This is a genomic window from Thermococcus sp. PK (genome assembly GCF_000430485.1).
GTDB classification, from domain to species: Archaea; Methanobacteriota_B; Thermococci; order Thermococcales; family Thermococcaceae; genus Thermococcus_A; species Thermococcus_A bergensis.
Window position 1 is genome coordinate 861479 of the sequence record NZ_KE387149.1, and the last position, 21825, is coordinate 883303.

Here is a 21825-nt window from a genome sequence, read left to right on the forward strand (position 1 = left end):
TCACCAAAAATAAATTGGGGTGGAAATATTTAAATCCTAAGGCTATTCAAAGAGCTTCTTCAAGTTCTTCTCAAACGGCGGATAAACGACTCCTCTGTCCGTGATTATTGCTGTGAGGTATTTGTGGGGCGTTACATCAAAAGCTGGGTTGTAGACGTCAACATCGGGAGCTATTTTGCATCCTCCACAGGTCAGGACTTCTTCCTTGGGCCTTTCCTCTATTGGAATCTCCTTGCCGCTCTTGAGGCTCATGTCAATGGTTGAGAGGGGTGCTATGGTGAAGAAGGGTATTTTGTGCTCCTTCGCAAGCACGGCCAGAGAGTAAGTTCCAATTTTGTTGGCAAAGTCTCCGTTGGCAACTATCCTATCAGCACCGACTATTATCGCATCTACCATTCCCTGCTGCATCACAAAGCCAGCCATGTTGTCGCTTATCAGCTTTAGTGGAATCCCATCATAGTGGTACTCCCAAGCGGAGAGCCTTGCGCCTTGGAGAACCGGCCTAGTCTCATCAATCCATAAAAGCTTGAGCTTGCCCTCTTTGTGCATAACTCTAAGCGCAGCCCCTACAGTTCCGAGGTGGACTGTGGCTAAGCTCCCCGCGTTGCAGTGGGTTAGGATATTCCCCTCAGGGAGGATTTCCGCCGCATAGTGACCCATCCTGAGGTTCGCTTCGACATCTTCATCCGCTATTTTATGGGCTTCCTCCACGATTAGCCTTTTTATTTCGCCAAGACTTTCCTCTCTGTGCTCCTCTACAAGGTTTTTAATCCTGTTGAGTGCCCAGAAGAGATTCACCGCCGTTGGACGGGTGTTTCTAAGGATTTCAAATGCCTTGTAAAATTCATCAAAGAACTCTTCTTTGGTTTTTGCTTTGCTGTTCTCTGCAAGTAAAGCTAACCCATAGGCTGCTGTTGCCCCTATTGCCGGAGCCCCGCGGACTTGGAGGGTTTTTATTGCCCTAGCAACTTCTTCAACAGTGCTCAAAGGAATTACCTTAAACTCCCTCGGAAGCAGAAGCTGGTCAATAATGTAGACCTTTCCCTCCCTGAACTCCACACTTCTCGGGAGCTTTGTAAGTTCTTCGGGCTTGTATTTTATCTCCATGCCCATCACCCCAAGCTTTGTGATGTTAAGGTATTTTTGGGAGAACTTATTAAGTATTTCCCATCATACGATTAATGGTGGGCTTGATGAAAATCTTTATCACCGGCTTACCGGGAGTGGGCAAAACAACCCTCGTATTAAGAGTTGCCGAAGAGCTGAAAGCTTACAACTTAAAAATTGGAGGCTTTGTAACACAGGAAGTAAGAGAAAAGGGTAGAAGAGTCGGATTCAAAATCAAAGCCCTCGATACTGGAGAAGAAGGCATCTTAGCCTGGATTGGAGATGGTTATCCGAGAGTAGGGAGGTACGTTGTGAATCTTGAGGACTTAAACCGCGTTGGAGTTTTGGCAATAAAAAGGGCTCTTGAGGATGCAGACCTCATAATTATTGACGAAATTGGGGCAATGGAATACAAAAGCATGGAGTTTGCAGAAGCTGTGGAAAAAGCTGTTAAGAGCGAAAAACCACTTTTAGCGACAGTTCACAGAAATTATGCAAAGCGATTCAAGGACTACGGAAAGCTTTACGTTTTAACACCAGAGAACAGAGAACACATAAGACAAGAAATCATGGAAAGTTTAAGGATGCTTCTAAAGTTCTAGAGCTTCACTCCAAAGCCACAACAACCCTTTGCCCTTCCACATCAACTATCTTCGCTTTTACACCATAAACCCCCTCCAGAACCTCTGGGGTTAGGGCGGAAGATTTGCCGCTCCACTGTATCTGCCCTTTGTTTAGAACTACAACCCTGTCTGCATAGTTCAAAGCGAGGTTTAAGTCGTGCATAACAGCCACAAGGATTTTCTCGTCTTTGATGCCCTTTAAAAGATCCATTATCCGGAGAGCGTGATTGATATCAAGGTGGGAAGTTGGTTCATCAAGCAGCATAACATCGCTTCCTTGAGCCAAAGCCCTCGCTATCAGCACCAGCTGGTATTCTCCCCCGCTCAGCTTTGTTACGAGCTCTTTCCTTCTCTCCCACATTCCCACCTTTCTTAATGCTTCCTCCACGCTGCCCCTAGTTGCATACGTGCCGAGCTCGACAAACTCTTCAACTGTAAACGCAAACTCTGGAAACGAACTTTGCGGAACATAAGAAATGTACTTCGCTCGTTCTCTGGGCTTTAAACTTAACAAATCCAGACCGTTTAGCCTGACATATCCAGAAGGCTTTAAAATTCCAACTAAACATTTCAGAAGGGTTGATTTTCCAGCGCCGTTGGGCCCTACAATTGCTAAAAGCTCTCCCTTTCTAGCTGAAAACTCCACATCCTTTAAAATCTGCTTTTCGCCATAGGAAAATGACACATTAACCTCAAGCTTATCCAAACAGCTCACCCCTCTTTTTCTTTATGAGGAGATACAGGAAAAACGGGGCTCCAAAGAGAGCTGTAATAATTCCCACCGGAACTTCTGCTGGTTTTAGGATTATTCTGGCAAATATGTCGGCAAAAACCATTAAAGTCCCCCCAAAAAGGGCCGAAGCGGGTAAAAGTCTCTTATGATTTGGGCCAAATATTATCCTCATGGCGTGCGGGCTTATCAGACCCACAAACCCTATTATTCCGCTGGTAGCCACGGCAAATGACGTCAAAAGAGAGATAACACCAATTACTATTTTTCTGTAGCGATTTATATCAAGGCCCATTGAAATGCTCTCCTCCCCCAAAAGGAGCAGATTTAGCTCCCTCCAGCTGAAAAGCAAAATACTAACCCCTACTACAGATGAAAACAAAACCATCTTAACGTCTCCCCAATCGGCTCCGTTAAATGTTCCCATAAGCCAAAAGATTGCGTTGTGGATTTTCTCCCTGCCTACGTAGAGGAGATAAGATGTTAGAGCACTTGTAAAAAATCCCAAGGCAATTCCTGCTAAAAGCAACGTATCCACCGGAATATGACCATTAACCCTTGCAATCCTATAAACGATTAAAACTGCTAAAAGTGCCCCAAGCAAAGCAAAAACTCCCATGTACCGGGGAAAATATATCGCAGCTATTGAGGCACCAACCGCAGCTCCCCCACTTATTCCAATTATATACGGATCTGCAAGCGGATTTTTAAAGAGGGCTTGGGAGGCAGTACCAGCTGAAGCCAAGCTTACCCCAACAAGATATGCCAATATAACCCGAGGCAGTCTTATCTGGAGGATAATGTAGCTGTTTCCATTAAGCGAGTTTGGATTCGAAAATGCTTTTTTTAAATTCTCCAAACTGAAAGCTACCAGAATATCCCGGAAAGGTATCTTTACCGGACCAACAGCTATCCCTAAAATGACAAGGATTATTGATGAGATTACTAATGGAGCAGTTTTCTTCATGGTCTCACTGGATTATTTATCCAAACTCGTATATAAAAACTTAATCCCTAGTACATGAAAAGAAGGTATAAATACTCCTAACACCTAATATCAGATTGGGTGAACTACTATGAAGAAAGTGTTAGCAACCAGCATTTTTTTGATTTTGGTCATTTCAAACTTTGCAGCTGGGCAGATCCTCATAGAAAATCCACAGCCCTCCATCGTGATTCTTGGAAATCCTTATCCCAAATATCTTTCAATACCGGAAGGTCAAGAATATACAGTTTATTTCTATGTAATAGAAGATCTTGATTTTGAGGAGATAACCTTCTACTACAGGGTAAACTACGGAGAATGGCAAACCAGGCCTACACAGATAGCCAATATCAACGAGAACGAGGAGATATATGACTCAATAGTCAGTAGGATATACAATAAAAGTGCAGTATTAAGGACATTTTACGGAAAGGCCACCATTCCTGCCCAAAAAGCCGGTAGTGTTGTAGAGTTTAAGGTGACTGTAAAAGACAAGGAAGGGCACTTAAGCGAGAGCATCACTGGGAAATATTTTGTTGTTAATCCCTCTGGAAAGAGAATACTAATAGTGGATCCTTCGGTAAAGGAGGAAGTCTTTCTGGAAGGTGCTGTGAATGTAGAACGTTTAGTGAACTCAACAGAGAAGTATCCAGTAGATTTAAGTGATTATAAAGAGATGCTGGACAAAGTGTTGCCTTTTACACACTATCCACGGTTCTTGAAAAGACACCACTGGGAATACCTTGGAATCTACTACAACCTCACAATAATATCTCCAGAAGAACTTACAAGTGCCCTTATGGAAATAAAGCCAAAAGTCGTTATTCTTTCAAATCTGTGGCTTAAAAGGTGGGAAATTCCCAGTATTCAAGCTCTCATCGAGTATTTAAGAGAGAACAACGCTGGAATAATAGTTACCCATGGAACTCTTTTTGATGGCATCGTGTATGATGGGGAAAAGCCAGTACAGGTAGGCCCAATTTCACATATAGGCAACTTTGATGCATATGAGAAAGGGAGTTTAGCAACGCTGGTTGGTCTTGAACTACTTCCAGTATTAGAGGAAGCAAAGATGGAGCTGGCAAACAAGAACAACTACGCAATAATGGAGATTCCAACTATTTTGCCATTTATACCTTCAGCTGAGACTGTTTTGGTCAAGGATATAAGCATCTTAAAAAGTACATCCTTTATAGAATTCGCTAACGGAACAGATACAGCCTTTGGATGGCAGTATCTTTTGCCTTCAGAAAGCATAGAGTTTGCCAAGAATAAAATAAGGGAGAAAAAGAGGTTAGAAAAGAACGAGATTTTGGAGTTCTTTGAAATACAAAAGGGAATATTCGGATATGCAAATCCCTCTCAGGGTATATACACACTTGACTTCCCATTAGTAGATGCTTTAAGGAATCTTAGAATTACAGACGACGAGATAACTGTTCAAATAGGTGCCACATTAATCCCGCTAACTCCTAATCAGAGGATTATAGAGAGAGTTCGTCTACTAGGGGCTATAAACAGAGACCTCATAAATATGGGAGCTCTCTCAAAGGACTATCTTTCCACAGTTATAACGAGAGACGAGAAACATAGGGGAGACGGAATAAGAAGTGTGTACATCTCTTTTGAAATCGAGGCAGGAGGAGAATTAGAACTGCTTGCGCTGAGGGATCTTATAGAATGGGCATCGAACTTTGAGCCAATAAAGACTTTCGCACCAATTGTCCAGATAACAATACTCTCAAATGATATTGACTGGAATATAAAGGGGCAATACATCAAAGAACACTTTGAAAAGTTAGGTGCCATGGTTACAAGAGTAAAGCCAGATGAATTTGAAGCCTATAAGAAGAACAACATCATAATAATTCTTGGCGGTCCAAAGGCATATGAGGGAGTCGGAGAATACATAAAACAAGTTTTGGATGAATACGAACAAAAAAGAATAATCGATGGAAAACAGGGAATCTTCATAAAGAGAGACGTCTGGGAGAGGGGGCAGATAGTAATAGTGCTGGCTGGAAAAGATAGGTACCAAACAGGGGAAAAGGTGTTGACGTATTCAGAGGGAGTAAATGAAGATTATGTAAACCTGCTTGCAGAATTTTTAACAAGCTGAGATTTTAGATGAGCTTCGTTTCTTTTTTCTTTTTAAATACTGAAAACGCCAACATTCTAAAACGCATGTGAGCTTTGATGAAATTTTCCCAGAAAAGTTTCTTATGGTGCCCCGGCCGGGATTTGAACCCGGGGCGCGGGCTCGAAAGGCCCGCATGTTTGACCGGGCTACACCACCGGGGCGTCCAATATCCTAACGTTGAGATGCATTTAAAAACTTTTCGCTCAAAACTCTTTTAAAGACCTTAAAAATCCTTTAGTGATGCAAAATGATTGGAGTGAAGGTTCTTAAAAGAGAAGCTGAGAAAGTGAGAAAACAGCTTTTAGAACTTGGGGTGCTGGATACTAATTATAAAGCCAAACGCGATGGGGAGTTTGTAATATTCCCAGTGAAGGAAAAGATCAAGGGCTTTGAGATAGTTGAAGAGAATTTTGAAAGAGCCAAAAAGCGGCCCCATAGCTACAGGGAGGTTGTAGAAATTCCTTCTGAACTCAAACCCCTTCTTCCATCGTCCTTCGACATAATAGGAGACATCGCCATAATAGAACTCCCAGAGGAGCTCATCCCGTATGGGAAAAACATTGGAAGAGCAATATTGAAAGCACACAAGCACATAAAGGCAGTCTTTGCAAAAGGGAGCAAAGTTTTAGGAGAATACAGGGTGAGGGAGCTCATTCATCTTGCGGGAGAGAAGAGAACCGAGACCATTCATAGAGAAAACGGAATAAGGCTAAAGCTAGATGTCGCGAAGGTTTACTTTTCCCCAAGGCTTGCAACAGGGCGGATGAGGGTTTTTAAGAAGAGCAAAGAAGGAGAGGTCGTTTTTGATATGTTCGCTGGAGTTGGACCGTATTCAATTCTTCTCGCAAAAAAGGCGAGGCTGGTCTTTGCATGTGATATTAACCCCTGGGCAATAAAATATTTAGAAGAAAACAAAAAGCTGAACAAGGTTGAAAACGTTATCCCGATCCTTGGGGACGTAAGAAAAGTAGCTGGTCAAATAAAAGCCGATCGTGTGATAATGAACCTTCCCAAGTTTGCCCACGAATTCTTGAAAGAAGCAATGATAAGCGTCAAAAAAGGTGGAGTGGTTCACTACTATGGATTTTCACATGAGGATAACCTCTTTGACGAGCACATAGAGATGATAGAGCAGGCTGCAGAGGAGCTTGGAAAAAGCGTAAAGATTCTCGAAAAAAGGAAAGTAAGGCCATATGCTCCGTATCAGTTCAACATCGCGATTGATTTTGCCGTGTTTTGAGATTAGCTTTTCTCAAAATTTCGTTACACCTTGTGACAATGAAGTTTCTCAAAAACTCCTCATCAAACGGCATATGCAGTGTATACAGAGAGGGCATCTTTATCTCCGAGCTTATGAAGTGTTCCCAGAATGTCGTCCTTTTTTAGTGTTTTTGCACCATTAAGAAGGGCAAGCAGTTTGGCAATTTCCCTGCCGTTATATGAGGCATCTTTAAGTTTCCTCTGTTTTTATGAGCCAACCTGACCTCCTTTCTCGCCCTGTTCTTTATGCAGTGTACAATGAGAGCATCCACATCATTTCCCCTTAAGCTTGGGTTTGGGCTCTGCAAGACTTATCGCGCTGTTTGAGCTCTTTATGTCTATTTTGTTTAAAGCTCCAACGGGAGAGGGAACGGCTTTTCTTTCCTCCTCAACTTTCCAGTCAATTTCATCTCCGATTTCGGCGTTTAAATAATCGATAACCCCCAGAGGAGCCTCAATTATGTATTTAGCGCTTTCCCTTGGCACATAGACTCTCCAAGGGCGGGCCTTTTTCAGATCAACAACTTCCCGGGAAGAGTTCAAGAAGATAACATCTATACTCTGGAGCATGAAGAACATATGAATCGAGGCGTTTATCCTTGTCTCCGCTGGCAAGATAAACACGAGGGCATAGTCTATGTTAGGTTTTAGCATTAACCCCCTAAATCTCCTAAAGAACGTATCCGCAACTTTGACCTTTCCACTCCAGATTTTGCCCTTTGTTTTGTTTATCAGCATATCAAATGTAGGATAAGGTACCATCTAAATAAGCGTTGCGACATGATGCGCAACACTTGAAAATACCTTCAGTTGTTAACCTTCGGTTTAAAAAATAGTTATAAACTAGGGGTTAGCAACTATAGTGTACAAACCAAAACATATGTACAAGGTGGTGCATTGTGGGGTATAAGATAACAAAAAAGGAAAACCTGAGTGCAATTGACTTTTTTATGGAAGTTGAGGCCCCTCATATAGCAAAATCCTGGAAGCCCGGACAGTTCGTCGTTTTGATTCCAGATGAAAAAGGGGAAAGAGTTCCAATGTCCGTGTACTACGCAAAAGACGGCAAGATAGGGATGTTCATAAGAAGACACGGCGTCACAACCCTCAAGCTGTGGCACGAATTCCATGTTGGGGACGAAATTCTAAGCATAACTGGCCCTCTTGGAAAGCCAATTGAAGTTAAGCACTATGGAAACGTGGTTTTTGCAGCTGATGCGGTATGTGCTCAGGCAGAAGCTTATGCTACACTCAAGGCCATGAAGGAAGCGGGCAACTACACTATAGCCATCCACAGCTTTGAGAACAAGGCCAACACGTATCCGGAGGAGTACCTCGCAAAGCCAGTTGCCGATGAATTTTACATTACAACAGAAGACGGCAGTGTTGGGAGAAAAGGCCACTATCTGGACATTCTAAAGGAACTCATTGAGCAGGATAAAGTCGATATTGTTTTTGCTGGTGGAAAGCTCGGTTCGCTTAAGAAGCTCGCCGAACTAACCAGACCTTACGGAATTCCAACCATCGTTACGGTGAGACAGATAATGGTCGACGGGACAGGCATGTGCGGCTCTTGCAGGGTTCTCTACGATGGGGAGATAAAGTTCGCATGCAGGGACGGGCCAATGATGGACGCACACAAGATAGACTGGGACGACGCCATAAAGAGAAACGCCCGCTTTGCAGAGCAAGAAAAGCTTGCAAGAGAGCGCTACATTGCAGAGTTAAGAGAGAAGGGGGTGATCTAAATGGCTAGATCCAAACTCATCAAAGAGCGCGTTCCTACTCCAGAAGTTCCAGTTGAGGAGAGGGTAAAAAGCTTTGTAGAGGTTAACCTTGGTTACGACTTCGCTTCCGCAGTGAAGGAAGCCGAGAGGTGTATACAGTGCCCGCCCGAATATGCCCCGTGTATCAAGGGTTGCCCCGTTCACATAAACATTCCGGGCTTCATAAAGGCCCTCCGCGAGAACTCCGAGAATCCTGATGAGGCAGTTAAAAACGCTCTCCGCGTCATATGGAATGACAACACACTACCTGCCGTCACTGGTAGAGTTTGTCCCCAAGAAGAGCAGTGTGAAGCCCCTTGTGTCATGGGTAAAGTTGGTGATCCCATTAACATAGGGAAGCTCGAGAGATTTGTTGCAGATTACGCAAGAAAACACGGCATAGATGAGGAACTTCTTAAGGAATTTATTTCCGAAGAGAATGGGATAAAGGGGAAAGTAGCTGTAGTAGGTTCAGGACCAGCGGGACTCACTTGTGCTGGAGAACTAGCTAAAATGGGCTACAAGGTAACAATTTTTGAAGCTCTCCACAAGCCCGGAGGAGTTCTCATCTATGGCATCCCTGAATTCAGACTCCCAAAAGAGATACTCGACAAAGAAATAGCCAAACTTCACGAGTTGGGTGTAGAGATAAAGCTCGATCACATAGTAGGAAAAACGGTGACCCTCGAAGAGCTTCTTGAGGAGTACGATGCAGTCTTCATAGGAACCGGTGCCGGAACACCAAAGCTCCTCAACATCCCCGGCATACTCCTCGATAGAATTTATACCGCCAACGAGTTCCTGACCAGAATAAACCTCATGAAGGCCTACAAGTTCCCAGAATACGATGAGCCCATCTCCATAGGAAAGAAAACCATCGTGATTGGAGCCGGGAATACAGCTATGGATGCAGCTCGTTCCGCTCTCAGGATGGGAAGCGAAGTTACCATCGCCTACCGTAGAGGAAGAGAGGACATGACCGCCCGTATTGAAGAAATCAAGCACGCCGAGGAAGAGGGTGTTAAGTTTGAGTTCTTCCTCAATCCAGTGGAGTTCATCGGTGACGAGAACGGGAAGGTCAAGGCCGTTAAATTCGAGAAGATGAGACCTCTTGAGGAAAGAGATGCCAAAGGAAAGAGAAAGATAGTGGGGACCGGCGAATACATCACGCTTGAAGCTGATACAGTCATAATAGCTATCGGCCTTGAGCCCAACAAGATAATAAGCGAAGAAGCTACTGGCCTCAAGACCAACCCTGACGGCACCCTTGTGGTGGATGAAAACCTTATGACAAGCATTCCCGGAGTTTTTGCGGGCGGGGATGCCATAAGAGGAGAAGCAACCGTTATCCTGGCTATGGGAGACGGAAAGAAGGCCGCGAAGGCGATAGACGAATACATCCAGAAGAAGCGTCTTCCGGCTTAACTTTATTTCAATTTATTTTTGGGCACGACAAAAAATAAAGGGGTTAAAGTTCCCCGTTTTTGGCTTTTTCACCAAGCTCAAACCCCTTTCTGAGGGCTTTTAGGTTTATGTTTTCGGTTCCTTTTGGCACTGAATCGAGGACGGCTTTTTCTATGGATTCCTCGCTCACAACAGAAGTAAGCTTGACGAGAACTCCAAGGGTTAAAATGTTCATTGTTAAGCTCAAGCCAGTCGTCTCTTCCGCTACCTTAGTTAGAGGAATTGCGAAAACCTTGAAGTTTTTCTCGAGCTCTTCGTTTCTGTTGGGGACTAATTCCTTCTCGAGTATTACAATCCCTCCTTTCTTTACGAGCGGTAAGTACTTCTCATAAGCCTGCTGGGAGAGCAAAACCGCACAATCTGGGGCCATTACCTTTGGATAGTCTATAGGCTCATCACTTATCACAACCTCAGCTCTGCTAGCACCTCCTCTTGACTCTGGCCCATAAGCCTGTGTTTGAACTGCGTAAAGGCCCTCATAAACTGCCGCCGCTCTTCCAAGGATAACACTCGCTAAGATAACTCCCTGTCCTCCAAAGCCACCTATAAGGACTTCTTTCCTCATTCTTCCCACCCCATTATTTTCTTTGCTCTCCTCTTGTAGGCTTCGTATTCCTCTACCAAGCTCGGTCTGTCCCTGTCCACGAATTCTCCGATGACGACTTTGCCCTCGAGCTCCTCAGGAGGCATGTCCTTTGCTTTGCTTATGGGGACAGTTATCTTCTGATACCACTTTATGAGCTCCGGGGCTGTTTTGAGCTTATTTCTTCTTCCAAAGCTTATTGGACATGGAGATAGGAACTCCACCAAGGTGAAGCCCCTCTTCTGCAGGGCCTTCTTTATGCTGTTTATGCCTTGAAGGTAGTTGAAAACGCTCCATCTTGCAACATAGTTCGCTCCCGCAGCAACCGCCAGCTCAGCAATGTCGAATGGATTCTCAAAGCTCCCGTATGGGGCGGTTGTTCCCCTAAGACCCTTTGGAGTCGTTGGTGCCACCTGCCCTCCCGTCATTCCGTAGGTAAAGTTGTTGACGAGAATAACGGTAACATCTAGGTTCCTTCTTATGGCGTGAATCAAGTGATTTCCACCTATGGCTGCGGCATCACCATCGCCCATAAAAGCTATTACTTTGAGGTCTGGATTTGCCATTTTAATGCCGGTAGCAAAAGCCAATGCCCTTCCATGGGTCGTGTGGAGACCATCAAAGTTCACATAGCCGGGAACTCTGGAGGAACAGCCTATACCGCTTACCCACACTATTTCGTCCTGGTTTAGGCCGAGATCATCAATGGCCCTAAGGGTGTACTGCAAAACAGCCCCAATACCACATCCGGGGCAGAATATCGTGGGAAGCATGTCTTTTCTAAGGTATTTGTCCCTAATCTCATAGCTGGATTTTAGATACATCTTCCTCACCTCAAATCCTTCTTAATTCTCTCTACTATCTCCTCTGGGGTGTGAACCTCTCCGCCTATCTTGCTTATGAGCTCGACATCGGCCTTTCCGTTGGCTCCCTCTCTAACCAGGTGATAGAGCTGACCAAGGTTCATCTCTGCCACATACATCCTTTCTGCATTTTCGGCTATTCTCTCTATCAGTTCAAAGTCAAAAGGCCAGATTACATTAAGTTTGAGCAATCCAGCTTTTATGCCCTCCTTGCGAAGTTCCTTAACGGCCCTCATAGCCGATCTCGCAACAATTCCAAAGCTTACCAGCACTATATCGGCATCCTCCAGCCCGTAGGTTTCATAATCAATGATGTCCTTCTTATTGTTCTCTATCTTACCAACTATGCGCTTTACGAGCCTTTCATGGATCTCTGCATCAACTGTTCTCGGCCTTCCTCTTTCGTCATGCGTCAATCCCGTAACATACGTCCTATACCCCTTCCCGAAGATTGGCATTGGGGGAACTAAGTCCCCATGAATGTCGCCAAATGGATACTTTGCCTCCTCCTCATTAGCGGGGAGCTTTCTGTAAACTAGCTCAAGCTCATCTGGATGTGGAGCGTAGACTCTTTCCCTCATGTGTCCCACTTCTGCATCCGTCAGCAATATAACGGGAGTCCTGTATTTTTCTGCAAGGTTGAATGCCCTTATCGTCATGTCGAAGGCCTCTTGAACTGTAGCTGGTGTTAAGACTATTAAGCTGTGGTCGCCGTGTGTACCCCAAATGGCCTGCATTACATCTCCCTGAGCCGCCAAAGTAGGTTGGCCCGTTGATGGGCCGCTTCTCTGGACGTTTACCAAAACTAGGGGGGTTTCGGTCATTATTGCATAACCAAGGTTCTCCATCATCAAGCTGAAGCCCGGGCCAGAAGTTGCCGTCATTGCCTTGGCACCGGCCCAAGAAGCACCTATCACGGCGGCAATGCTAGCTATCTCGTCCTCCATCTGAATGCTTACCCCATCAACAAGGGGCATGTAAAGGGACATTGCTTCAAAAATTTCGCTTGCGGGCGTTATTGGGTAGCCGGCATAAAACCTGCACCCGGCTAAGATGGCAGCCCTTGCTATGGCTTCATCGCCTTGAATAAAATCTGCATCACCTACAGGAAATGGATATCTCATTTCAATCCCTCCTCATAACCTATTCTAAAAGCCTTTAGGTTTATTTCCTCCGTCCCCTTGGGGGCTCTTCTCTTTATGGCCATTTCAACACTTTCTTTCTTTACGACATTTGTTTTCGCAACCAGATAACCAAGCGCAACCATGTTAACAGTTAAAGCCAAGCCAGTTTTTTCCTCAGCAAGTCTTGTGAAAGGTGCGCCTACATACTCCCTATCAGGCTTCACAAGGTCGGTGTCAATTATCAAAATCCCATCCTTGCGAAGAGAGTCCTTTGTGGAGTCATAGCCAAGCTGGGCGAGAGCAACAAGAACATCAGCCTTTGTGACCATTAAATCGTAGATTGGTTCCTTTGAGATTATGAGGTCAGCTATAGAATGTCCTCCTCTGCTCTGAGAGCCATAATCTTGAGTCTGAACAACGTTGAGCCCTTCTATAGCAGCTGCTTCTCCAAGGATTATCCCCGCGAGAATGACCCCCTGTCCTCCAATACCCGCAATCCTAATCTGCATCTTCACCACCCAGCCCGTAGTATTGAGCAACCTCATCGATAAGCCTGTTAAGCTCCTCTGTAAACTCAGGCTTTTCTTTACTCACAAATTCCCCGATGATAATTTTGCCCTCAAGCTCTTCAGGGGACATACTCTTTGCCTTGCTTATTGGGACAGCATTCTTTGAAAACCAGCGAAGCATCTCTGCTGGAGTCTTCATTCTGTTTCTCCTTCCGAACTGCACGGGACATTGAGAAATCACCTCTACTAGCGAGAATCCCTTAACGGTTAATGCCTTTTTTATACTCTCTATCAGCTGGTAAACGTGAAAAGTGGTCCACCTTGCCACATAAGAGGCCCCAGCGGAGGCTACGGTTTCGGCTATCTTTAGTGGATGCTCAATGTTCCTATAGGGTGTTGTGGTGGTGATTGCTCCAAAGGGAGTTGTTGGTGCCACCTGGCCGCCGGTCATCCCATATATGAAGTTGTTTACAAGGATTACAGTTATGTCAATGTTCCTCCTTGCTGCATGGAGGAGATGATTCCCTCCAATTCCCGCCAAGTCCCCGTCACCGCTTATAACAACAACCTTTTTGTCCGGCAAACCCACCTTAACACCCGTTGCAAATGCTATTGCTCTTCCGTGTGTTGTGTGTAATGTGTCAGCAAGAAAGTACGGTGAGGCTATCCAAGCCGAGCACCCTATCCCACTCACGACAACTAAATCACGCGGGTCAATTTTTAACTGATCCACTGCATTCGCAAAGGCGTTCAATACAGTCCCACCACCACATCCGGGACACAGGGCAGTAGGGAGAGCCTCCTTTCGGAGGTACTTAATCATCTCATACTTCGTGTGAATTGGTTTTGACATACACATCACCTTTAAATATCCAAACACCAACTTTATTCAGCGATGATGAATATCTAATCCGCCGAACGGTGACGAGAACGCTCGGCTGAGCTTTCTATTTCTTTTAAAATCTCCTCTACCGTCAGTGGAACTCCCCCTATTTTGTTCACGCCAATAACCGGAACTTCTTCCCTTACAAAGCGCTGCACCTCAAGTATCATCTGCCCAAGGTTCATCTCGGGCACAAGAATCGTGTGAGCTTTCTTAGAGAGCTCCTTAATTCTCTTTCCCGGGAACGGGTGAACGGTCTTCGGGACAATGAGTCCAGCTCTTATTCCCTTCTTTCTCGCCTCTATTACCGCTCCAAGCGATGGCCTCGCGCTTACGCCCCAGCTCACGAGCAGAATCTCTGCATCGTCGGTGTAGTATTCTTCCCACTTTTGGATTTCCTTCTCGTGAACTTCTATCTTCTTGTGGAGCCTTCTAACCAGGCGATCGTGGACCTCGGGCGTGTAAACATCCCTTAGGCCGTTTTCCTTATGCGTAGAGCCCGTAACGTGGGTGAAGTAGCCGTTGCCAAAAAGCGGCATTGGAGGGATTAAGTCCCCATGAATGTCGCCAAATGGATACCTTGCCTCCTCTTCATTAGCAGGAAGCTTTCTATAGGTTATCCCAACTTCTTCTGGGTCGGGAATTCTTATCTGCTCTCTCGTGTGCCCTATTATCCCATCGGCAAGGAGAATCACGGGTATTCTTAATTTCTCACTCAGATTAAACGCCCTTATTGTTTCCCAGAAGCTGTCCTCCACGCTCGTTGGAGAAATAGCAATTATTGGATGGTCTCCATGAGTCCCCCATCTTGCCTGGAAGAAATCTCCCTGTGCACCTTTTGTTGCCTGACCTGTCGAAGGGCCGCTCCTTTGAACGTCAACTAAAACCAAGGGGGTCTCCGTAAATACTGCATAACCAAGGTTTTCCTGCATTAAGCTAAATCCCGGGCCAGAAGTTGCGGTCATGCTCTTAAGTCCCGTCCAGGATGCTCCAACAACAGCGGCTATGCTCCCTATCTCATCTTCCATCTGGATGTAGTATCCCCTAAGCTTCGGAAGCTCTCTCGCCATTGTTTCGGCAATTTCGCTTGCGGGCGTTATTGGATAGCCAGCATAAAACCTGCACCCGGCAAAAAGAGCCCCATACGCTATAGCTTCGTCACCCTGCATGAAGTAGTTTCCCTTTGGGTAAAGCTTTTTTAGGAGCCCTATCTGGTCGGGCTCGTCCCCCCGGATTATCATTTTCTCACCACTTAACAGCTATTGCGAAGTCCGGGCAGAGAAGCTCACAAAGCTTGCACTTTACGCACTTGTCGGCATGTACTGGAATCGGATAGTGGACACCTTTTTCACTAAGTTCCTGACTCCACTCGAAAACCTTCCTTGGGCACAGTTCAACACAAATGCCACATCCCTTGCAGAGGAAAGTGTCAACACTTATCTCTACGGCTTCGGTTCTTCCAACGGCCAGATAGTTATCTTTTTTAACTTCGACATTTGCCATAATCATCACCCACGATCTGCTAAGTATTTTTACGTATGTAAAGCATTTAAAGTTTTCGAAAATTTTCTCATCTATCGATAAGTTCGGCCCCCAGGTTGCTTTTTTTGAGGAAATGCCTAACAAACATGCCCACATTGTACAAAAACAATCACCAAACAGTCCTAGTATAGCTTGGAATTCTTGGGATTCAAGTTTACATTTGTAAAGCCAACGGCAGAGTACAATTTAAACAACGGTTAATAACTGCAAAGTCAGGTTCACAGATAGAGAAATCACCCTCTAGACATAAACTGTACTTCATCATCTAACAATAATTAAAGATGCCCCCTCGACACTTCAACAGAAAAAACAAGCATTGAGAACACAAAGTCCCAACTCTACGCTCTGTGTGGTCATCATATTTGAATCTGCCAGTCAAGCAGTTCTTCGGAAACTTATGTATTCTCACTCTCTCAAAAAGTTGTGCTCAATATTTTTGAAAAACCCGATGTCCGGTGTGTTTGAATTCTCTAATTGCTCTTGCAATGGCTTTATCGCACTCGCCACAGCTGTGGAGCCTCTGCCACGTTGTCTTCACTCGTCCGGTATGTTATTCCTCTCACCCAGAGCGGATTGGAAGTGAGAGTTTTTAAAAGGCGAAGTCGAATTTTTATCATGCCAAAGATACTCGTAACAAACGACGACGGGATATATTCAAATGGAATCCGGGCGGCTGTGAAGGCCCTCTCTAACCTTGGGGAGGTCTATGTGGTTGCCCCACTCTTCCAGAGGAGCGCCAGCGGTAGGGCAATGACCCTCCACAGACCTATAAGGGCAAAGCTCGTAGACGTCCCGGGTGCGAAGATTGCCTATGGGGTAGACGGCACTCCAACTGACAGCGTTATCTTTGCCATAGCGAGGTTTGGGGACTTTGATCTAGCGGTTAGTGGCATAAACCTCGGCGAGAACCTCAGCACGGAGATAACCGTTTCTGGGACTGCTTCAGCCGCCATTGAGGCTGCAACTCATGGAATCCCAAGCATAGCCGTAAGCCTTGAGGTGGCATGGGGAAAGACACTTGGAGAGGGGGAAGGGACAGACTTCTCAGTCGCGTCGTACTTCCTTAAAAGGACAGCCCACGCCCTCCTTGGGAGGGGCCTTCCAGATGGTGTCGACATGCTCAACGTAAACGTCCCGAGCGATGCAACCCCGGAGACGGAAATAACGATAACACGCCTCGCAAGGAAGAGATACTGTCCGACTGTGGAGGAAAGGATAGACCCGAGGGGATACTCCTACTACTGGATAGTCGGGAGGAAGACCGAGACATTTGAGCCGGGAACGGACGCCTACGCACTCAAGGTCGAGAGAAAGGTAAGCGTTACGCCCATAAACATTGACATGACTGCCAGTGTGGATTTTGAAGAGCTCCGGAGAATTCTCCTTGGAAAGACCTGACCCTGCCCTAAAGGACGAGGCTTTCAAAGAAGTAAAAAAACAGCTCCACTACTTTATCTTTTCAGACACTTTGACTGCCCAGGTCTAAAGAAAAGGAAAATCTGAGAAAGAGCTTTACCTTTTTCTTTTTTCAAGCCTTGCCCTTTAGGGAGGGGATGCAAAACCTGAAAACTTGACCATTAAATGATCGAAACTCTTTTAAACTCAAAAGCGTAATAAAGCCTTGGAAAGGCTACTCAAAGACAACCCGATGAGAAGAGGGGTTTCAACGTGTCCTCCCGCTCCCGGGAGGATGACGCTGTTAAGCGTCCTCTAAAAACCGCCGCAAATAGTTGGAAACCCCAATATGGGGTTTGAACGATAACCCCGAGCCTTCCTGCTTTAGCGGGAGGTAGGGGTAACGGGGGGAAGACCCTCCCCGAGGGGTTGAGAAACCCGCTAACAGCGGGTTTTAATGAGACCCCTCAAACCTCCCCGCCGTTAGTGAGGAGCTAAAATGAACCCTCGCCAATGATGGGAGGAGGTCAGCAAGTCACCAGCTGCCAGTCGAGGAGGCCGTTCTCGACTATGTACCCCCACTCCTCTCTACACTCGGGCTTAAGGTTCTCTATGTAGCCCAAGTCCTGTGTCGCTGAAAACTTCTTTATGGCCTTTCCAATGGTCCTGTCGTAGTCGGTGAGGCAGTTGTGGGGGCCTCTTTTTGAGCCAGCCCCTACCGGGTCGCTCAGAATCCTCTTCTCAGGGAAGTTCTCTTTAGCCCACTTCAATATTTCAACAACGCTCCAAAGCCAAGGTGGTCTGTATTCGTCTTTTTCCCACAGCCTTTCGTAGGTTGTTCCCCTCTGTATATTGGTCACGTTTATGGAAAAGGTGTCCGTGTATGGAACAGCTTTCGTTATACTTTCCTTTACATCTTCAATTGCATCCCTCTCGCTCAAAAAGATCGGCTTAAGGAGGAGGTACGTTTTAACGTTGGCCCCAGCCTCTCTAATTGCCTCGCTTGCCCTTACAAACTCCTCAAAGGTGTTCCCCTTGTTTATGCTCACGTCCGCGACATCATCATTCGCGGTCTCCAACCCTATGGCGACTTCGAAGTATTTCTCGCTAAGAATTTCAACAAGCTCTCTCACTGCATCATATCTCACGAGCTCCGACCTGCTTTCTACAACTACTTCCTCGACATTATCCATCTCCGCCAGTATAGAGAAGATTTTCCTTCTAGTTTCTCTCTTAACTTCTCCTTCATCGAAGAAGCTCCCCGACGTAAAAATCCTAACTGCTATCGGACCTTTTTTACCTTCAATTTTTTTGAGAGCTTTTTTAAAGTATTCCACAAGCTCTTCCTGGCTCTTGGGGACTTTAGGGGCCTCTACAGGATATGAGCACATATAACATGCTTCTCCAATTCTATACCTGTAGCATCCGATTGTAGGCAAAATAACATAGAGAGCAGTTCCCTTTTTCCCAGCAACGTTGTCCTCGCTTGTCCAAAACGTCATTAATTCCCACCCACCAAAGCTTAGAAGGGGGCTTTTTAAGTTTGATGGAACCGCTCATAGAGATAAAGCAAAATGTACTGGATGAAAGTTATATGGTTGAAGGATGCCCTTTGACAAAAATAAGGACCAAATAAAAGCCCCTTAAGGGCTGAAAAAGTTTACGCAGTTGCAATTTTGCTGTTCACTTTACAAGGTCAACCGCTATCGCCCCAATAACGGCAAAAGTACTTACAATGATCGTGGCACTGATGTACTGCCCCAGAGAAAGGTTGGCGATGTTGTTTATGCCGTAAATGTATATCAGGAGAACAGAGGTCATATAGGAGACTGTCGTGACCGTGAGTAACCTTTTGGGTATGCGGTGCCACTCTTCTTTTTCTATGTTCGACAGCTTGGATTTTGAGATAAACAGGTAAGCCACGAAGAGCGTCATTAAAAAATGGCAAGTGTTCGCCATATCTCTATTGTCTTGGCTATTTCCCAAATTTCCTCTGTGAAAAGGAACGGGATGGAAAACGTTATAGCACCAATAATCTCTTGAACCACGTCATCCCATCCGAGTTTGTCAGGCCGATTTTTTCTATCTAATTCCTCCTGTATCTCATCTACCTGTCTGGAGAGCTTTGTCATATTCTCATTTAGCTTTTTAAGTTCAGTTTCCATATTTTCACGCTCAGCCACTCTGGGGTCAATCATCTCTTCAGCATTGGATTCATTCATCATCGCAGTATGTAAGTTGTGAGAACCCATATAAAAGGTTTTGTCTTTGACGAGGGCCCGGTATTGCATGTTTGTTCCGGTAAAGAAAGAAGGGCCAGAGAGATTACTTGAGAACTTTTTCTGGTTCCTTCATTTTTGTAGTACCACCAATGGTTAAGCTAAAGTTTTTATAATCATGAAATGTCATTCAACTGGGTGATACCATGCAGTTTGAAGATGCCTATAAAGAGGTTTACGAAATAGTAAAGCCAAAATACAAACTCTTTACTGCAGGGCCAGTTGCCTGCTTCCCTGAAGTTCTTGAAATAATGAAGGTTCAAATGTTCAGCCACAGATCTAAGGAATACAAACAAATGCACGTCGATACCGTTGAAAGGCTCAAGAAGTTCCTCGAAGTTGAGAAGGGGGAAGTTCTTCTCTTCCCAAGCTCTGGAACTGGAGTAATGGAAGCAAGCATAAGAAACGGTGTTTCTAAGGGTGGAAAAGTCCTTGTGACAATAATTGGTGCTTTCGGAAAGAGGTACAAGCAGGTTGTAGAGACCAACGGAAGAAAAGCTGTAACCCTAGAATACGAGCCCGGAAAGGCTGTCAAGCCAGAAGACCTCGACGAGGCTTTAAAGAAAAACCCTGATGTTGAAGCCGTCACAATAACTTATAATGAAACCTCCACCGGTGTTCTTAACCCACTGCCAGAGTTGGCTAAAGTAGCAAAAGAGCACGATAAGCTTGTTTTCGTTGACGCTGTTAGCGCAATGGGTGGAGCTGACATAAAGTTCACCAAGTGGGGAATCGATGTTGTTTTTGGAAGCTCCCAAAAAGCCTTTGGTGTGCCTCCGGGATTAGCCGTTGGAGCCTTCAGCGAGGAATTTATTGAAATAGCCCACAAAATGGAAGAGAGAGGATGGTATTTTGACATTCCAAGATATATAAAAGTGCAGAAGGAAAAGCAGGGCCCACCCTCGACCCCAGCAATGCCCCAGGAGTTTGGTCTAAACGTCGTGCTTAGAATAATCGAGAAGATGGGCGGAAAAGAGAAGTGGCTCGAAATGTACAGAAAGAGAAGCGAGATGATAAGAAACGGAGTTAGGGAAATTGGTCTCGATATTCTGGCAGAACCCGGCTACGAAAGCCCAACAATAACAGCTGTGCTTACTCCAGAGGGCATAAAGGGTGATCAGGTATACAATGCAATGCGTGAGAGAGGATTCGAGCTTGCCAAGGGCTACGGTGAGGGCATAAAGGAGAAGACCTTCAGAATTGGAAACATGGGCTATATGACCTTTGAGGACATTGAGGAGATGCTCCAGAACTTAAAAGAAGTAATAGAAGAATTGAAGGCAAAGGTTTAAGCGATCTTTTCCAGCTCTATTTTTCCATCTTTTTGAACAACTCTGTATATTGCGTTCACTCTTCTAAGGCCGCTCTTTATGTCTCTATACAACTCAATAACCAGCTCAAACCTCGCAAGGGTCTTGTCGTCTATTCTAAGCCAGTGTTTTATTTCCTCAAGTAAGTCCCTCGATAGAACAAGGGAGGAAATTATAAGTGGATAATCATCGATTATTTTGTCCAATAGATAGGGAATGTCGACCGTATGGAGGGTGTCTATAACGACGTAATCTGGATTGAGCTTCTTGATTTCCTCTATAACCTCCTCAGTTCTCTGCTTGGTGCTCTTCTCATTGAACTCAGTGTCTATCACATGGATGTTCTTCTTGAATGGTTTAAACTCGCCATAGGCAGTAACAACCACTATTTCCCATTCGTCTGGAATCAGGTGAATCATTGCCTCGATAAGCTTTGTTTTACCAGCTCTGCTTGTCCCAACAACAAGAATATCTCCCTTCTTTAGTATGGCATCTTTAATCACTTCAAGCTGGTCCTTGGTTATGGTTTCATACCTCAAAAGATCTTCGGGGGTAAAGATATAGACGCCCATTTCTTTGTCACCAAAAGATATTTGGGTTTTGATGTTATTAATTATACGGTAGTACTCAAAAGTCGCAATCCGCTAATCATCTCCTACCCTGAAAGATGAGACTTTCAAAAGGAAAATGCGCTTTAATGACAAAGCATCCCCAATTGGAATTATTAATTTTCCTTTATAGCCAAAACCCCTCGCAGTGAAAAACTACCAATTTTCATGGGATAAAAACCCCTGTGCAAAGGGAAGTAAAAGACTGATATTTTCCGTGGAAGGGTAGATTAACAGTTGTAGTTGTATAACACTCCAGATATAGAATACTCAAGAATAACCCTCCATATTGGAAGGGGAGAGCGTTAAAAAACGAAGATGGGTTTGAGATTAGTAATCAATGGCCTTGCTGTACTCTTAAACAAAATTCCACTGAAAATACAGATACTGTTAGGATAACTGGGGCATCACCTCCTGAAGCCATTCAGTAACATCACCAGGCGGATCACCAAAACTAGAATGAATTCTGACAAAATTATACCAGAAGGCAAAACAGAAAAACAAACCTATGAACCCTCCTCCAGTCCTCACTCCTGAAATTATTCCAGAAACGCTTTGTCTTTCCTTAACAGTCCTAAACCAGCGCTCAACACTATTTCTCGGCCCGAAAGTCACATGCAGATAACCCAACCCCAGACTCTTAAACGCTGACTT

Annotated in this window: 22 protein-coding genes, 1 tRNA gene and 1 pseudogene; 7 read left to right on the forward strand and 17 right to left on the reverse strand. The window is 45.0% G+C overall.

Annotation, left to right across the window (positions count from 1 at the left end):
* Positions 1–42: 42 nt before the first annotated feature.
* Entirely contained in the window at positions 43–1107 is a 1065-nt protein-coding gene (gene mtnA, locus THEPK_RS06705; protein ID WP_042699823.1) for an S-methyl-5-thioribose-1-phosphate isomerase, read from the reverse strand.
* Between the two features lie 77 nt (positions 1108–1184).
* On the opposite strand from mtnA, the gene THEPK_RS06710 reads away from it, so the two are divergent.
* Complete coding sequence (locus THEPK_RS06710; protein WP_198011307.1) at positions 1185–1709, forward strand: NTPase; 525 nt, start codon at positions 1185–1187, stop codon at positions 1707–1709.
* 4 nt (positions 1710–1713) lie between these two features.
* Here THEPK_RS06710 and THEPK_RS06715 read toward each other — a convergent pair whose 3' ends face one another.
* Together THEPK_RS06715 and THEPK_RS06720 are read right to left on the reverse strand one after the other, a co-directional pair.
* Positions 1714–2445, reverse strand: a complete 732-nt coding sequence (locus tag THEPK_RS06715; protein WP_449355854.1) for an ABC transporter ATP-binding protein — start codon at positions 2443–2445, stop codon at positions 1714–1716.
* The gene (locus THEPK_RS06720) at positions 2429–3427 is read right to left on the reverse strand and encodes a FecCD family ABC transporter permease (RefSeq protein WP_042699832.1); all 999 of its coding nucleotides are present in this window, start codon (positions 3425–3427) and stop codon (positions 2429–2431) included. The genes THEPK_RS06715 and THEPK_RS06720 overlap by 17 nt, the downstream gene beginning before the upstream one ends.
* A gap of 109 nt (positions 3428–3536) precedes the next feature.
* On the opposite strand from THEPK_RS06720, the gene THEPK_RS12410 reads away from it, so the two are divergent.
* The gene (locus THEPK_RS12410) at positions 3537–5564 is read left to right on the forward strand and encodes a hypothetical protein (RefSeq protein ID WP_052315907.1); all 2028 of its coding nucleotides are present in this window, start codon (positions 3537–3539) and stop codon (positions 5562–5564) included.
* A 104-nt stretch (positions 5565–5668) separates the two neighbouring features.
* Here THEPK_RS12410 and THEPK_RS06730 read toward each other — a convergent pair.
* A tRNA-Glu gene (locus THEPK_RS06730) sits at positions 5669–5746 on the reverse strand.
* 86 nt (positions 5747–5832) lie between these two features.
* Here THEPK_RS06730 and trm5b point away from each other — a divergent pair.
* Complete coding sequence (trm5b, locus tag THEPK_RS06735) at positions 5833–6825, forward strand: tRNA (guanine(37)-N1)-methyltransferase Trm5b (protein ID WP_042699833.1); 993 nt, start codon at positions 5833–5835, stop codon at positions 6823–6825.
* A gap of 293 nt (positions 6826–7118) precedes the next feature.
* Here the strand turns inward: trm5b and THEPK_RS06740 are convergent, their stop codons facing one another.
* Positions 7119–7583 (reverse strand): DUF192 domain-containing protein, encoded by a 465-nt coding sequence (locus THEPK_RS06740; protein ID WP_042699836.1) that lies wholly within the window; start codon positions 7581–7583, stop codon positions 7119–7121.
* Between the two features lie 161 nt (positions 7584–7744).
* Between THEPK_RS06740 and THEPK_RS06745 the strand changes: the two genes are divergently transcribed.
* Positions 7745–8593 (forward strand): sulfide/dihydroorotate dehydrogenase-like FAD/NAD-binding protein, encoded by an 849-nt coding sequence (locus THEPK_RS06745; RefSeq protein WP_042699840.1) that lies wholly within the window; start codon positions 7745–7747, stop codon positions 8591–8593.
* Positions 8594–10036 (forward strand): NADPH-dependent glutamate synthase, encoded by a 1443-nt coding sequence (gltA, locus tag THEPK_RS06750; RefSeq protein ID WP_042699843.1) that lies wholly within the window; start codon positions 8594–8596, stop codon positions 10034–10036. It abuts the gene before it with no gap.
* Between the two features lie 43 nt (positions 10037–10079).
* On the opposite strand, the gene THEPK_RS06755 is transcribed toward gltA, so the two are convergent.
* The 7 genes from THEPK_RS06755 to THEPK_RS06785 are packed head-to-tail and all read right to left on the reverse strand — an operon-like array spanning position 10080 to position 15540.
* Positions 10080–10640, reverse strand: coding sequence for a 2-oxoacid:ferredoxin oxidoreductase subunit gamma (locus THEPK_RS06755; protein WP_042699846.1), 561 nt, complete (start codon positions 10638–10640; stop codon positions 10080–10082).
* The gene (locus THEPK_RS06760) at positions 10637–11482 is read right to left on the reverse strand and encodes a 2-oxoacid:ferredoxin oxidoreductase subunit beta (protein ID WP_042699848.1); all 846 of its coding nucleotides are present in this window, start codon (positions 11480–11482) and stop codon (positions 10637–10639) included. The genes THEPK_RS06755 and THEPK_RS06760 overlap by 4 nt, the downstream gene beginning before the upstream one ends.
* A gap of 5 nt (positions 11483–11487) precedes the next feature.
* Positions 11488–12645, reverse strand: coding sequence for a 2-oxoacid:acceptor oxidoreductase subunit alpha (locus tag THEPK_RS06765; RefSeq protein WP_042699851.1), 1158 nt, complete (start codon positions 12643–12645; stop codon positions 11488–11490).
* Positions 12642–13154, reverse strand: coding sequence for a 2-oxoacid:ferredoxin oxidoreductase subunit gamma (locus THEPK_RS06770; protein WP_042699854.1), 513 nt, complete (start codon positions 13152–13154; stop codon positions 12642–12644). The genes THEPK_RS06765 and THEPK_RS06770 overlap by 4 nt, the downstream gene beginning before the upstream one ends.
* Complete coding sequence (locus tag THEPK_RS06775) at positions 13144–14007, reverse strand: 2-oxoacid:ferredoxin oxidoreductase subunit beta (protein ID WP_042699857.1); 864 nt, start codon at positions 14005–14007, stop codon at positions 13144–13146. Before THEPK_RS06775 ends, THEPK_RS06770 begins: the two co-directional genes overlap by 11 nt.
* A gap of 53 nt (positions 14008–14060) precedes the next feature.
* Entirely contained in the window at positions 14061–15278 is a 1218-nt protein-coding gene (locus tag THEPK_RS06780; RefSeq protein ID WP_042699860.1) for a 2-oxoacid:acceptor oxidoreductase subunit alpha, read from the reverse strand.
* 4 nt (positions 15279–15282) lie between these two features.
* Positions 15283–15540, reverse strand: coding sequence for a 2-oxoglutarate ferredoxin oxidoreductase subunit delta (locus tag THEPK_RS06785; protein ID WP_004068965.1), 258 nt, complete (start codon positions 15538–15540; stop codon positions 15283–15285).
* 654 nt (positions 15541–16194) lie between these two features.
* Here THEPK_RS06785 and surE point away from each other — a divergent pair.
* Positions 16195–16977 carry a 5'/3'-nucleotidase SurE gene (gene surE, locus THEPK_RS06790; protein WP_042699864.1) on the forward strand — a complete coding sequence of 261 codons (783 nt, stop codon included), beginning with the start codon at positions 16195–16197 and terminating at the stop codon, positions 16975–16977.
* A 524-nt stretch (positions 16978–17501) separates the two neighbouring features.
* On the opposite strand, the gene THEPK_RS06795 is transcribed toward surE, so the two are convergent.
* From THEPK_RS06795 to THEPK_RS13605, 3 genes are all read right to left on the reverse strand, one after another.
* Entirely contained in the window at positions 17502–18476 is a 975-nt protein-coding gene (locus THEPK_RS06795; RefSeq protein WP_042699867.1) for an archaeosine biosynthesis radical SAM protein RaSEA, read from the reverse strand.
* A gap of 181 nt (positions 18477–18657) precedes the next feature.
* Entirely contained in the window at positions 18658–18909 is a 252-nt protein-coding gene (locus THEPK_RS13600; protein WP_232194550.1) for a hypothetical protein, read from the reverse strand.
* Positions 18909–19199: a hypothetical protein gene (locus THEPK_RS13605; protein ID WP_232194551.1), complete on the reverse strand. Its 291-nt coding sequence runs from the start codon at positions 19197–19199 to the stop codon at positions 18909–18911. Before THEPK_RS13605 ends, THEPK_RS13600 begins: the two co-directional genes overlap by 1 nt.
* A gap of 200 nt (positions 19200–19399) precedes the next feature.
* On the opposite strand from THEPK_RS13605, the gene THEPK_RS06805 reads away from it, so the two are divergent.
* A complete protein-coding gene (locus THEPK_RS06805; protein ID WP_042699870.1) occupies positions 19400–20545 on the forward strand; it encodes a pyridoxal-phosphate-dependent aminotransferase family protein in 1146 nt (381 codons plus the stop codon).
* Here the strand turns inward: THEPK_RS06805 and THEPK_RS06810 are convergent.
* Complete coding sequence (locus THEPK_RS06810) at positions 20542–21135, reverse strand: Flp pilus assembly complex ATPase component TadA (RefSeq protein WP_015849835.1); 594 nt, start codon at positions 21133–21135, stop codon at positions 20542–20544. The two genes, THEPK_RS06805 and THEPK_RS06810, sit on opposite strands and share 4 nt — an antisense overlap.
* 426 nt (positions 21136–21561) lie before the next feature.
* Positions 21562–21825: pseudogene (locus THEPK_RS12635) on the reverse strand (IS6 family transposase); the annotation flags it as partial.

Coding starts and splice junctions, on each gene's coding strand:
- mtnA (WP_042699823.1), bottom strand. CDS start 1,107: ATGGAGATAAAATACAAGCCCGAAGAACTTACAAAGCTCCCGAGAAGT.
- THEPK_RS06720 (WP_042699832.1), bottom strand. CDS start 3,427: ATGAAGAAAACTGCTCCATTAGTAATCTCATCAATAATCCTTGTCATT.
- THEPK_RS12410 (WP_052315907.1), top strand. CDS start 3,537: ATGAAGAAAGTGTTAGCAACCAGCATTTTTTTGATTTTGGTCATTTCA.
- trm5b (WP_042699833.1), top strand. CDS start 5,833: ATGATTGGAGTGAAGGTTCTTAAAAGAGAAGCTGAGAAAGTGAGAAAA.
- THEPK_RS06740 (WP_042699836.1), bottom strand. CDS start 7,583: ATGCTGATAAACAAAACAAAGGGCAAAATCTGGAGTGGAAAGGTCAAA.
- gltA (WP_042699843.1), top strand. CDS start 8,594: ATGGCTAGATCCAAACTCATCAAAGAGCGCGTTCCTACTCCAGAAGTT.
- THEPK_RS06755 (WP_042699846.1), bottom strand. CDS start 10,640: ATGAGGAAAGAAGTCCTTATAGGTGGCTTTGGAGGACAGGGAGTTATC.
- THEPK_RS06760 (WP_042699848.1), bottom strand. CDS start 11,482: ATGTATCTAAAATCCAGCTATGAGATTAGGGACAAATACCTTAGAAAA.
- THEPK_RS06765 (WP_042699851.1), bottom strand. CDS start 12,645: ATGAGATATCCATTTCCTGTAGGTGATGCAGATTTTATTCAAGGCGAT.
- THEPK_RS06770 (WP_042699854.1), bottom strand. CDS start 13,154: ATGCAGATTAGGATTGCGGGTATTGGAGGACAGGGGGTCATTCTCGCG.
- THEPK_RS06775 (WP_042699857.1), bottom strand. CDS start 14,007: ATGTCAAAACCAATTCACACGAAGTATGAGATGATTAAGTACCTCCGA.
- THEPK_RS06780 (WP_042699860.1), bottom strand. CDS start 15,278: ATGATAATCCGGGGGGACGAGCCCGACCAGATAGGGCTCCTAAAAAAG.
- THEPK_RS06785 (WP_004068965.1), bottom strand. CDS start 15,540: ATGGCAAATGTCGAAGTTAAAAAAGATAACTATCTGGCCGTTGGAAGA.
- surE (WP_042699864.1), top strand. CDS start 16,195: ATGCCAAAGATACTCGTAACAAACGACGACGGGATATATTCAAATGGA.
- THEPK_RS06795 (WP_042699867.1), bottom strand. CDS start 18,476: ATGACGTTTTGGACAAGCGAGGACAACGTTGCTGGGAAAAAGGGAACT.
- THEPK_RS13600 (WP_232194550.1), bottom strand. CDS start 18,909: ATGACGCTCTTCGTGGCTTACCTGTTTATCTCAAAATCCAAGCTGTCG.
- THEPK_RS13605 (WP_232194551.1), bottom strand. CDS start 19,199: ATGATGAATGAATCCAATGCTGAAGAGATGATTGACCCCAGAGTGGCT.
- THEPK_RS06805 (WP_042699870.1), top strand. CDS start 19,400: ATGCAGTTTGAAGATGCCTATAAAGAGGTTTACGAAATAGTAAAGCCA.
- THEPK_RS06810 (WP_015849835.1), bottom strand. CDS start 21,135: ATGGGCGTCTATATCTTTACCCCCGAAGATCTTTTGAGGTATGAAACC.